This is a genomic window from Flavobacterium ardleyense (assembly GCF_033547075.1).
Taxonomy (GTDB): domain Bacteria; phylum Bacteroidota; class Bacteroidia; order Flavobacteriales; family Flavobacteriaceae; genus Flavobacterium; species Flavobacterium ardleyense_A.
The window spans coordinates 2,106,428-2,119,141 of the sequence record NZ_CP137891.1 but is presented as its reverse complement, the minus strand read 5'-3'; the positions used below and the strand labels follow the sequence as shown (position 1 = coordinate 2,119,141).

Annotated in this window: 11 protein-coding genes; 3 read left to right on the top strand and 8 right to left on the bottom strand. The window is 33.1% G+C overall.

All coding sequences use genetic code 11. The features are described 5' to 3' along the window. Positions 1-833: 833 nt before the first annotated feature. From SBO79_RS09075 to SBO79_RS09055, 5 genes are all read right to left on the bottom strand, one after another. Positions 834-1,535 carry a methyltransferase gene (locus tag SBO79_RS09075; protein ID WP_318640101.1) on the bottom strand — a complete coding sequence of 234 codons (702 nt, stop codon included), beginning with the start codon at positions 1,533-1,535 and terminating at the stop codon, positions 834-836. After that, complete coding sequence (locus SBO79_RS09070) at positions 1,532-2,497, bottom strand: methyltransferase (RefSeq protein WP_454771241.1); 966 nt, start codon at positions 2,495-2,497, stop codon at positions 1,532-1,534. The genes SBO79_RS09075 and SBO79_RS09070 overlap by 4 nt, the downstream gene beginning before the upstream one ends. Further along, entirely contained in the window at positions 2,484-3,899 is a 1,416-nt protein-coding gene (locus SBO79_RS09065) for a tyrosine-protein phosphatase (protein ID WP_318640099.1), read from the bottom strand. Before SBO79_RS09065 ends, SBO79_RS09070 begins: the two co-directional genes overlap by 14 nt. Next, a complete protein-coding gene (locus SBO79_RS09060; RefSeq protein ID WP_318640098.1) occupies positions 3,896-6,193 on the bottom strand; it encodes a glycosyltransferase in 2,298 nt (765 codons plus the stop codon). Before SBO79_RS09060 ends, SBO79_RS09065 begins: the two co-directional genes overlap by 4 nt. A 226-nt stretch (positions 6,194-6,419) precedes the next feature. After that, positions 6,420-6,560: a hypothetical protein gene (locus SBO79_RS09055; RefSeq protein WP_318640097.1), complete on the bottom strand. Its 141-nt coding sequence runs from the start codon at positions 6,558-6,560 to the stop codon at positions 6,420-6,422. A gap of 430 nt (positions 6,561-6,990) precedes the next feature. On the opposite strand from SBO79_RS09055, the gene SBO79_RS09050 reads away from it, so the two are divergent. From SBO79_RS09050 to SBO79_RS09040, 3 genes are all read left to right on the top strand, one after another. Continuing rightward, positions 6,991-7,983: a hypothetical protein gene (locus SBO79_RS09050; protein WP_318640096.1), complete on the top strand. Its 993-nt coding sequence runs from the start codon at positions 6,991-6,993 to the stop codon at positions 7,981-7,983. 128 nt (positions 7,984-8,111) lie between these two features. Continuing rightward, a complete protein-coding gene (locus tag SBO79_RS09045; protein WP_318640095.1) occupies positions 8,112-8,414 on the top strand; it encodes a hypothetical protein in 303 nt (100 codons plus the stop codon). Positions 8,415-8,890: 476 nt separating this feature from the next. After that, complete coding sequence (locus tag SBO79_RS09040) at positions 8,891-10,492, top strand: ice-binding family protein (protein ID WP_318640094.1); 1,602 nt, start codon at positions 8,891-8,893, stop codon at positions 10,490-10,492. Positions 10,493-10,827: 335 nt separating this feature from the next. Here SBO79_RS09040 and SBO79_RS09035 read toward each other — a convergent pair whose 3' ends face one another. The 3 genes from SBO79_RS09035 to SBO79_RS09025 all read right to left on the bottom strand — a co-directional run bounded on the left by SBO79_RS09035 (position 10,828) and on the right by SBO79_RS09025 (position 12,604). Further along, positions 10,828-11,292, bottom strand: coding sequence for a VOC family protein (locus SBO79_RS09035; protein WP_318640093.1), 465 nt, complete (start codon positions 11,290-11,292; stop codon positions 10,828-10,830). A gap of 158 nt (positions 11,293-11,450) precedes the next feature. Then, complete coding sequence (locus tag SBO79_RS09030) at positions 11,451-11,810, bottom strand: nuclear transport factor 2 family protein (protein ID WP_318640092.1); 360 nt, start codon at positions 11,808-11,810, stop codon at positions 11,451-11,453. A gap of 116 nt (positions 11,811-11,926) precedes the next feature. After that, the gene (locus SBO79_RS09025; RefSeq protein WP_318640091.1) at positions 11,927-12,604 is read right to left on the bottom strand and encodes an SGNH/GDSL hydrolase family protein; all 678 of its coding nucleotides are present in this window, start codon (positions 12,602-12,604) and stop codon (positions 11,927-11,929) included. Positions 12,605-12,714: the final 110 nt, after the last annotated feature.

Sequence of the window (12,714 nt, the reverse complement as noted above, 5' to 3'; positions counted from 1 at the left end):
GGCAGATTGGATTGTAAGATGATTTAAAGTGACGAAATACCTGCAAAATACTCTGCGACTTCCGCCCTTTTCTATGATGATTCGTTTTTTTTGGGCGGCTGCAAAAGCACCGGGCCATCCACTATATCTTTGCTGCAAGAGGACTTTGACTATTTTGATGACTTCGGTTTTTGGTCCTTGATTGAGATTGTGGGAAGCAGCAAAGGATGTGCTTCGCCAGTTCGCTTTGCTCGGGTCGTTTCTGTCCCTGCCGCGGGATTATGGTGACATTGAATATTGGTAAAATTAACGACTGAAGCTGTTGTGTGGGGCGTTCATTGCAAAATATGGTGATAAAATCTAACGTTAATATATTGGTATCGATGCGATCATCGGAATGAATTGCGACGCTATTATATCGGCCGTCCCTACGGGACTAGGAAATATTCCCGTCTACAAAGATAACTGAACGTAGATGTTATCATATAAGTCGCCCTGATAATAAATTCCTAGGTAAAAACATCAGCCGTACCTATGGGACTGTGCGCAACAGACACTCGCTAAAGATTTGGGACTTAATTCTTAGGTAAAAACATCGGCCGTCCGCTATTGTAAAACTCTATCTTTTCGTTCATTTAATCTGCGTGTTCATATAAAATGAACATAACAATTAAATGAACATCATAGTTTTTCGAAATTAGCGACTATCTGCTTTTTCAAAACCTTACCTTTTTCAAATTTCTCTATTATAGTGGCATTTAATCTTACTAATTGCGAATCACCGCAATGATTTCAAAGTTCTAATAATGGTCAACTAATATTATATTTTGGCAGACCAATCAAAATAACAACTATCAAAGTATTAAGATTAATTCGCCTTTTTCATTAATTATACTTTTTTGATCAATAACGGAAGTTACTAAGGCAAATCCATTGTAGAAAGGCTCAACAAGTAAATATCTTTCCGAATACAATTCAATTCCATTAATGTCTATGTGAAACCACCCTTTTCTATCTTTTGCAGTTGCATACTTTTTATGGAAAATCCCTAAATCAACAAATTCGCTTTCATTGATAAACTTGCCTTTGCTATCGATATGCTTAAAATTGCCGTTTTGTAATTTTACACATGCAATTCCATCTTTAAAGTCGCCCGCATAGATATAGTTTTCTTTATATATTTTATTACCTAATATATCAATATGGAAATATTCATTATTTCCATTCCTAACTGTACAAATTTCCTCTTGAAAATTTCCTGTCCATGCGTATTTCTTTTTACTTATTCGTTGTCCTCGCTCATCAATATGGAACCAATATTTATCTGATATAACCGCTGCGCGGTTGCAATAAAAGCCAAATGTTCTCTCATATCTTTGATTATACAAATCCTTTCCTTCATCGGTAATATGGAAGGCTCCAGAATAATCTTTTACCGGCGCAACTCCGGGCGTATGAAATTTTAAAACCTCTATAAAATTTCTATTAAAAATTTTATTATCATCATATAAAAAATGAGTATTATCTGTTGCTGTTTTAATGTCTTTCCAATTCACGACTTTTTAAAAATTATGATTGTTTGTAATTCGTTTAAATTAATTGCGTTTTCAAATGTAAAGCCTGACTTAGTACAAAGATGTTGGTAGTAATTTAAAGTCCGTTCGTAACTTTCGCACATTGCTAACATATTTAAAGACAATAAAGATAAATCTGTTGAAATTAAATCAGAGCAATTCTCAATTAAATATAAATTGCCATTTCGAGGTAATGCTTTAAAGCAATTCTCAAGGATTACTTCTGCTTTTTCATCATTCCAATCGTGCAATATTCTTGATAAGATTAAAGCGTCAAATTCGGTTGGAATTGAAGAAAAAAAATCACCGTCGATTAATTCAATATTAGGTAAAATACAATTTCTAATAACATTTTTTAGGTCAAAAAGCCCACAATTAATTGCTGGAAAATTAGCTTTAATTGTTGATATTGCCGCTCCGTAACCTCCCCCAACATCCAAAATCGAATTATGTTTTTCGAAATTAATTTTTAAATGTAATTCAGCATAGTCGTCTCGTGCATATTCAAACATTGCTTTGTGGTACTTATCTAATTTTTCAGGATAATTATTTAAATATTCAAAATAATTTTCACCTGTTAAATGAGTAAAAGATGATTTTCCAGTTTTAATAGAATAATCTAAATTTTGCCAAGCGTTTAAGTGTTCTTCTGCCCAATTCATACAGGCATATTTTAAGCTTTTGGGATGGTTTTCTGTAAGTTGTAATGAAGAAAACGTTAGTGAATACAACTCTTCATTTAATTCTAAAAAATCACTGGCAACTAAAGCATTTAAAAGTGATTGCAAGGCTATTAAATTTAATTCCATTTCAAGAGCAATCTGGCGTGAATTAACAGGTTTGCTAGCAATGAACTCAAATAAGTTTAGTTTACAAGCGGTATTTACAGCCATATATTTCCAATGTTCTGTGAAAAATGATTTTAGTGAATTAGTTATTAGCATTTGTGATTTTAACTTTTAGGTCACTGATTTGATTTCTTGTTAAATTGCATGTAAGGAGGTAGTTTTCGATTCCGCCTTCTTGGTGGATAATATTTAAAATAATATCTAAAAATTCCTTCTTAGTATCCATTTCAGTTGCCAAATAATCACTGTAGACTGTTGCTATGTCAGCTCCTGAAAGTAAATGAAGCATCGAAATTATAATACCTGTTCTGTCCTTTCCTGCATGACAATGTATCGCTGCTGCGTGCTGTTCATTTAGTATTGCTTCTAATGATGTTTTGATTGACATTTTACATTCTAAAGCAAAAAATCGATAAGCAATCTCGATATTGGAACCTTGATGATAATTTGCTTGAAAGTCAATAGATTGATTCCATGGGTCAAAAGGCGCATGGATATAGTTAAATCTATCCAAGTTTGAAGCGGTATAGTTATCTGCAAGAACTTCTCGGTCGGCTCTTAAATCTATAATAGAACCAATCTTTTTGTCTAGAATAAAGTCCGTAAAAAAGGATTCATTTTGAAATAATGTCATTGTTGCAGTTCTGTAAACAAATCCTTTCTTAATTCTAGGATTATGTTTGCTGATGTCTCTAAAATTCCACAGAAAATCCCGAGAATAAATCGCTTCGCAAAAAAGTTTAATAGAATCTAGCTTACTTTTTGAGTTTAAATCATTGAGGGATTTGTAGAAAAAATCAAGTAATTTTCTTTTTTGTTGATTTGCCTCGGGTAAAAACAAACTTCCTTTTATACCATAAAAATCATTTTGATCTTCTTTGCATAATACTTCAGTTATAAAGTTTTTAGGAAGGAAATTATATTTAGTTTCTCCTTTTGAAAAATGGTATAATTGAACAGCAACATGTAGCGCTATATTATAAAAATAATAAAAATGATATCCATCACTTCGACGATGTGCATTAGAACAACTTTCAAATTCATATAAAAATTTATCAATCAACTTATTTACGTCAGATTGATTAATTTCAGTTTTAGCTTTAGTTATTGCTTGAAGTTGAGATATAGCCGTTCGTGATTTGTCAAACAGTATGTTACTTTCTATATTTTGAATGGGAATTTCTGACCCTAAATAATTACGGTTATGCTCCAAAATTGTAGTACTAAAAGCTATTTCTACTTTTGGCAAATCATTGAAATAAAGCACTATTTTATTTCTAAGTTCTACTTTTAGTACTTTCAGTAAACTAGCTGAAAATTGTGATTCTATATCATTTATTAACATGTCAACGTCAAAGCTACTACTTGTTACGGTCGCAATATCTACATCGGAATTGACAGATGGTGTTTTTCGAGCAAACGAACCATACAGAAAGGCAGTTTTTATCTGATTATTTGCACGCAGTATTTCTTTTAACTTATTTATAATTTCTATCATACGGGTTTACGCATATTACAGGTTTGACATAATGGTTTTGATTTATAATTTGCAACGAGGTCTTTGTAAATCGTGCTATTTAATACTTCTTCAACCGAAAACTCTTCAATATTTCCAAAATCTCCCAATTCTTTTCTTAGGTTATCAGGTGCGCAACAGGGTGATATTTTTCCAGTTGCTGAAATCCAAAGTTCTTTTGTTAAAAAAGGGCATTCGTATTCGTAAGGAACAGCTTGTTTTTCATTTTCCTGTAAGGCAATAATGTTTTCTAATATCACCTTTTCTCCATTTGGTTTTCTATATTCTTCCTGAGCCAAATAAGCTTCTATTACATATTGATTCCATTTGCTGATTCCATTTTGAGAAGATTTCATTGAAAGTGATTCGATTTCCTCGAAATGTGTCCAAAGCTGATGGCCTTTGACTCTATCCACTCCCAACTTAGCAGCAAGTTTTATAATATCTGCCAGTTCATGCATATTATTCTGCATAAATGTTAGTTGTAAAGTTACCCTGCAGAAATACCCTGTTTCTTGGAAATATAAGTTTCGATAGGCTATAAATTCTTGGATGTTTAAAATTGTTTTATCAAAGTCAACACCAATCATAATTTCTTCAGCTGTTTCTCTTGTTGCTCCATTCCAACTAATTTTAATATCTGTCGTATTTGGAACAATCAACTTCGCCCATTCTAAGACAGTCTTCTTTGGAAAAGTTCCGTTTGTAGTGAGGTTAATTTTTATATTATGGCGTTTTGATAATTCGAATAATTTATCAAATTCTTTGTACAATAAAGGTTCGCCCATTGTGGATGGAATGATTTCAGAAACACCTAATTTTTTAGCTTGTTCAAAAATACGTTCTACGGTTTCAAACTTCATTCTTCTTCGTTTTACACCTGTTTCTTTGAATAGATTTGGAATGAAATTACTGTAAGGACTATGCTCTTCACACATAATGCATTTCAAATTGCAATCTTCAGGATTCGTGTCAATTGTAAGCCTCCATAAATTTTTTGAATAATCGTATTTGTTATAAATTCTTTCCAGTTCTTCACAATGATTTTGAATGTCTGGAATATTTCCTTCCGGAGTATATAAATATCCTTTATCGCCAAATTGCTTCATTGCTTCTTCATTATTAATTGCAAATTCTAATTGTTCTTGAAGTGAATTTGCGTTTCTATGTTCAAATAACAATCCATTCTCTTTGTGCATTACATATTCCTTCATCCCTCCAAAATCGGCAGTTATAACTGGAATTTTACATGATTGTGCTTCATGAATAACAAGTGGCGAATTTTCGGCCCAAATAGACGGAACTACTATACAATCGACGTTTGAAAAAACTTCATTTGCCAAGTTTTGATTAATATATTCACCATGGAATTCGATTGGATTGATGGATATTTCAGCAAGTTGTTTTAACGCATTGGTACTTTGCCCATTAGCTCTACCAAATATTTTAAGTGTAGCTGCCGCTTCAATTTTCGAAAAAGCTTCAATTAATAAATTAATTCCTTTTGAAGGAATATGTGTTCCAATGTAGCCAAAAGTATAATTTGTTATTTCTACAGATTTTTCGGTTTGAGTTAAATATTCTACAGGAAATCCATAATCTAAATAGGTTATTTTGTCCTCAGGAATCTTGAAATCTTTTATAAAACGATCTCTCAAGTAGTTTGAAGGAGCAATAAATAACGCTACTTTGTCAACGATATTTCTGGTTTCATTCATTCTGTTTTGAATCCAGTTTTTCCAATTGTCGGTATCAGTTTCTAAGTCCTCTTCTTTACCACTAAAATAAACTTCATAGCAGTTAGTAGCACATTTTTTATCTTCTTGACCAGAACATAATTGAAAATTATTTTCCTTACCAATACTTCTCGTTAAAAACTGACCTCGTGGACACATCAACCAAAAGTCATGTAGCGTAAAAATAATCGGAATATTTAACTTATTAAGTTCATCAATTATTCCCGTTGATAGATGATTTAAATGTCCGATATGTGCAACATGAGGCTTAATTTCCCGAATTAATGCAGCAAAATTTTTATCTAATTCTAAATGTTTATAGCCATCTTTTCCGTGCGGATTATTCACATAATAAATATCCAAGTTCTCATTTATTGACTCACTTCGAATTTCAAAATCTTTTGCATAAGGGTTTTCTTCTCTCGTAAAAATAGAAACTTTGTGCTTTTTTGAAAGTTCATTGCAAATAGATTGACTATAAACTTCTGAACCTGCATTGTAGTTTGGTGGATAGCCGTGAATAATTTTAAGTATGTGCATTATACTTTTGAATTTAATATTTTTGATAAAAAGTAGGAGAGTTACCTCTTCAACATTAAAGCTCTTTAATAGCTACTTCTTAGGCGGATTATTAGTTCTATCTCCACATGAAGAATTGCCCGTTTTGCTTGGCAAGCCATCTTTACCTTTGCTCATAATTTTTAATGTAAATATTGTGCCTACTCTATTTGCTTTTCGGCTTACGCAATGTAAAATTTTAAATGAATTAATTCTTAGTTTTTCCTACCTGATTTGAATTTAACTGCTTTCCTCTATTACCTTGATTTTGATCGTAGGTTCTATTTGTTCCTGAAGTTCCAGTGTTTGGATTTTTAATATCCGAATTGTGATTTGCTGTTTTAGTCATTTTTTTAGTATTTAAGTTAATTAATTAAATATTTGAAAATTAGTATTTTTATCTCTGTTATATAAATATTCTGGATCATTGCACCAATAACAAGTTAGTATGACATCGCCTCTTGTAATTAGAATTAAACAGTTGTTATTTTTACTTTTTATCCTATTGCTTTTTAAAAATGATGAAAAAGCGATAGTTACTTCTTTTTGATTTTTTCTATAACTCACGTATGGTAAAATTTTACCTAGTAGTAAGTCGTCAATTTTTCTGTCCCATTGTCTATACAAAAAGTGGTCTGTATTTGTGAAACTTAGTATTTCACTTGTCATAATGGCCGTTTTTATTTGTTGAAGTAAAAGTAAAAACAAAACTATTTACTTTTACAGCTATCAAATTTTTACCGTAAATTTGTCAAAATTTTGACATTATAAATTGATGTATGGAAAGTAATAGAGAATCTTCGTTAGATAAGTTAAAAGTGTTTTTAATAAATCCTGGAATGTTTAGTTTAATGGTGATTGGAGATAGAGGTGTTGGAAAGCGTTATTCTATTGAAAAAGTATTTAATGATCTCCAAGAATATTACAAAGATGATCTTGAAGAAAAATGTTTAAAAGAATTAAATTTCGTTGAAGCCAATAGTATTAATAAAAAGGAAGATTTTGACAAACTCTTTGAAGAAAATGAATTTAAAACTCTCGTTTTTGAAGATATTGATGAGTTAGATGAAGAACTTGAAAAGTTACTATTTGTAGCACTCTCAACTACAGATGGTACTTTTGGAATTAAAAATAAATATAATCTAAGGATAGTTTTTACTTCAAATAAATCTGCCGACGATTTGAGAGCAGATGGAGTATGTCTGACAGGAATTTTATGGGATAGAATAAGCCAATTAATAGTTGAATTTCCATCTTATAAAACAGACAACTCAACCATTCAAAAAGATTTCGAAATAACATGGAAAAAAATGAAATTCGAGAATCTTAATGAATATAAAACACTTTCATCCATTCCACGGAATGCAAAATTGCAAAGGTTTTTAGAAGTGCAATCACCAAACTTTGAAGGAGGATTTAGAGATTTGGATAAAATCGCTTGTTTGTATTTTAATTACAGAATTTATCATTATAAGGATCGTAGAAAAATTGATGAAACTTTAGAAGACCAAGTTTATAGGAGTGTAGTAAACGACTTTCTCTCAAAAACGCAGATGCAAGGGAATTTAGGGAATGATTATAGTGTTTTTGAATTTAAAAAAGATAAAACTCACCAAGAGTTATTAGGAGATTACAAAATTCAATTACGTAAATGGGCAATAAATACATACGGTGGAACTATTGCTAATGCAGAAAGAAAACTCGGTCTAAAACCAGGTAGTATGAAAAATTATGTTGAAGGTCGAGTAACCACAGAAGCGAAAAAAAAATAACCAATCTTCGCTTTTTATCCATATTGATTCATGATAATTGATGTCTATTAATTTTTGAAGTTTCGCCCAGTGGGAACAATTATTTGGTTGTTAACTGGTATTTGCGGCAGGGACAGAAACGGCATCCTTTGCTGCTAACCGAAAATGTCTTTTGTGACGTCAATCACGAAGTTTTCTTCTCTAGTGTGGTTTTTCTAGCAGCAAAGATACAGTGGATGGCCCGGTTGTGGCTGCAACTGCGAGTACTGAAATACGAATTTGAAAATGTCATTGGTTTCGCAGTTGCAGCTGCAAGCCGCCCAAGAAAAACATTGCATTTTGCATATACATGTAATGAAGCAGTAGCACAATTAGACCATCACCCCGTGAATTCGTCAGTTGCCATTTTACGAGAACTAAAAGCAAGTTATGGCCATTTTTATATTGTATAGTAATAACATCAACCATCCCAACATTACTACATTACCCTAGCGCTTACCACAATACGTCGCCATGAATTCCCACGCTACAATATCATTCATCCCAATCAGACTACAACAGCTACCTAAATGAGATATCCATCGGAATAAATTCCAATTTTACCTCTATAAAACTTGAACACATTCTATTCTCATCATTAGCTACAGCATATAAACCCCTTAACTTCATGACTTGCCTTAAAGCCCCAACATGCCGATGTTTTAATGAAAACAATGGAAGGTCTTGGAGTATTTATAAGTTATATCTTATTAAAGATTATTGGCTTTAAATTTTGGCTTTGCACTATCCATTGAGATTTTTACGAATTAATTTTATGAGTACGAATTATTATCAGTTTATTTTATAATGGCCAGAATCAATAAGTCTTTTTGTACACCACCTTCGCCGTGTCGGAAACAATTTCGACCTACACTACCCCCAATTCTATATGAAATTAAATCTACTTTTTGCGGCGACTATGGTTGCTGCGCTCACACTTTCGACCACTAGTTATGCACAGGCGCCAAGCTTGGGAGCTGCGGGATCATTTGCCTTATTTTCGTCCAACGGCGCAGTAAGCAATACGGGTACTTCGCACATAACAGGAAACGTGGGAACTCAAAATGGTTCAAGTACCGCCTTTGGAAATGTTGATGGTGTTATGCACGATCAGGATGGCAGCAGCGCCGCAGCTCAGGCATCATTGCTGGTTGCTTACAATCAGCTAAATTCGGCGACTCCAACTGCGACGATTGCGCCACTATTGGGTTCGGGACAGTCATTAAACGCAGGAATCTACAGCGTTACAGCGCCTGCATCTTTGAATGGCATATTAACTCTAAACGGTCAAGGAAATCCAAATGCGGTTTTTATCTTTAAAATTGGCGGAGCATTTTCTTCGGGAGCTGCAGCACAAGTTGTTCTTACAAACGGTGCGGTTGCCTGCAATGTTTTTTGGAAAATTGAAGGTCTTGTCGATTTGGCAACAAACACAAAAATTAAAGGAAATGTAATTGCAAACAATGCAGCAATTATCTTAAATGTCGGTACTGAGATTGAAGGTCGCGCTCTTTCTACAACTGGAGCAGTGACAATTCACGGCGGAACAGTTAGAATTCCACTTGGTTGTGGAAGTGCTGTCCTTACAGGTCCTACTGCACCTGCACTTTTATCTGTTGGTTGTTACACTATTTTCTCTGGAAATGGTCAAGCTAACAACACTGGTGTTACTCATATTACAGGCGATGTGGGAACTAATGTTGGAACTACAACTGGATTTCTAGCAGCAAATGTAACTGGAACTATTCACCCAATTCCAGATTCATCAACGGCTCAGTGTGCACAAGATCTTGGAATTGTTTACCAATACTTGAATACACTTCCTACAGATATCAAATTGCTTTTTCCAGCGGCAGTAGGTCAAAACCTTGTTCTTACACCTCACACATACTTCTTGGACGGAGCAACTGTCTTGACAAATAAGCTTACGCTAAATGCGCAAGGAAATGCTAATGCTGTATTTGTTTTCAAAATTAGTGGTGCCTTTTCAACAAGCACTTATGCTGAAATTGAACTTGTAAATGGTGCACAAGCAAAAAACGTTTTTTGGAAAATTGATGGTAAAACAATTATCAACGATTACACACAATTTAAAGGTACTATCGTTGGGAACAACGGTGCAGTACACTTATACACTGGCGTAAACTTGCAAGGTCGCGCACTTACAACTAATGGTGCTGTAACAACGGCTACTGTAACCGCAGTAATGACTCCTGCTTGCAATAGTTTGGGATTACCGGTTAATGAGGCTACAAAGCTAGCGGGGACTTTCTATCCAAACCCTTTTTCAAACACTTTATCTGTATCAATTACCGAAGGTGGAAATCACGAACTGTTCTTATATTCAGTGACTGGAGCTCAGGTTTTGAAGCAAACTTTAACTCAAAGCGAAACTACGATGGATGTAAATGTTCCTGCGGGAATGTACTTCTACAAAATCGTAGGTGCTAATGGATTTACATCGACTGGAAAATTAGTGTCAGCTAAATAGTCTATTGATTTACTGTCAAAATATGACATGATTTGTTTTATCTATAAAGTAAGAAACAATCTGGATTATAATTGAAAAAGTCTGATTCGCAAGAGTCAGACTTTTTTTATGCAGTGATTTTTATAGAGTAATTTCAGCCATTCTGAAGTTCTAATCTTTACATTGAAACTAACGGTAGTAATGCTTCTAAATTTAATTTTCTTTCGGAAAAATCATGTAAACTTCAGTAATCCGCTACTGAAATTTATTTCTAAAAAAATAGCTTTTGATGTTCGACTTTATAAATGCCGATACTTCATAGTAAAGCACAAATTTACAAATACTAGCACGAAATCTTATTTAGTGCTCTCTCCTCCCATTTCGGTAAAAACGCTATCTATAGGCTCCCAAAGCTCTAATTTGTTTCCATCTTCGTCCATGATATGAACAAACTTCCCGTATTCGAAAGTTTCGATTTTATCAACAATGGTAACGCCGTTGCTTTCTAATTTTGAAACCAATCCTTCTATATTTTGAACTCTATAATTAATCATAAATTCCTTTTTGGAAGGATCAAAATACTCACTTCCATTTTTAAAGGGGCTCCATTGTAAGTAATTGATTTCTTGTGGGCGGTTGGCATTTCTAAACTCGAAACTCGAGCCCCATTCATTTACTTCAATTCCCAAATTTTCGGCGTACCACTCTCTTGTTTTTTGCGGATTCTCTGTAAAGAAGAAAATTCCACCAATTCCCGTAACTTTTGGCGTAAGTTCGTTCATATTATCTGAATCGGAATGTTGTTCTTTGTGGTTGTCCATAAAAAAGTAGTATTGGTTGATTTTTAATTAAAATAGGAAATACTTTCAGCGATAATTATCAAATCAAAATTAATGCATAATTATAAATTTAGCATCATTATCTACTATGGAAATATTAATTTCTCTCACTACTGAAATCGAGTTTTAAGCCTTATTAATCAATTCGTTTTGTTCGAAATACAGTAAGATGATATTTTTTCTATTTCGATATCTGAATTGAATACATAAATATCGCAGGCGGAGATAATATCTATAACTTTTCCGTTTTGTCTAAATTCTGCCGATCCAATCACTATTACTTTATTGTCTGATACGAAAATATCATTAGTGCGAAAATCTGTTTCTACCGATTTAAAATATTCTGCTACTAATTTGCAGTTTTCTACTACTGCATCAATACCTTCAAAAGTAGATTCACCAATAAGCTCCCAAACTATAGTGTCATTGAAATACTTTATTACCTCATCAAATTTTCCCATTGAGAAAAGTTCGGCTACTTCTTGGTTTGAATATGTCATTTGTTAATTCGATAAAATAATTATTCTAATTTTCCGATTTATAAGCAATTAGTTACCAAATACTTACTTAAATAATATTCAATTTTAAATAAGGCTATTTGCAAAAAGACAAGTTTTTATTTTATAAGTTCAAAAGTTGCCTGCGCAAGTAAAGTTGCAATTTCATTCATCCCTTGATCTGAAGGGTGAGCAGCTACGGCAGAATTAGCAAATTTGCCAAAAGAAAAATTTCGCGAACTTGATCGGAAACTATTGAAAGACACGTACTTGTAATTTTCCTTTGCAGCAAGATTTTTATGAGTGCTTTCGACAAGGTTATTTTTCCAAATAGTTCCCGTAATTATAACTTCAGTATTTCTAAGTCTAAAATTATCTATCAATGACTGCAATTGAGCAGTGTAATTGCTAGTATTAGATACATTCTCCCCTAGTCTTATGATGATGATATCAAAATAATTTTCGGTTAATTCTTGAACTAAATTTTGGTCCAACTGCATCGTATTTTCCCAAGTGGAAATGTTTCGAGCAGTAATTTGCACATTCGAAAGTCTAGGATCGCTCTTTAATATTGAACTGTAAAGGTGTAAAAAATCGTTTTCGGCTGAGCTTGCAGCCATCCCCCAGTCGCCATACCAGCCAAGAGATTCGCTTGCAGGATGCCACAATACTGAATTTCCCAAGATAAGAATATTTACACTTCGTTTCCTCAGGGCTGCTTCTGGAATATCCTGATTTGTCACCGAACAAGAACAGAACAGCAAAAATATTCCGATATAAGTTGCTAAAATTTTCATTGTTTGAAATTTAGTTGTGATAATCAAAGCAATTACCAACTTAAAATTATAACCATTATAAAATTTAAGATTATATAATTATGAAATTATGTAACTAAATTTCAATTAGT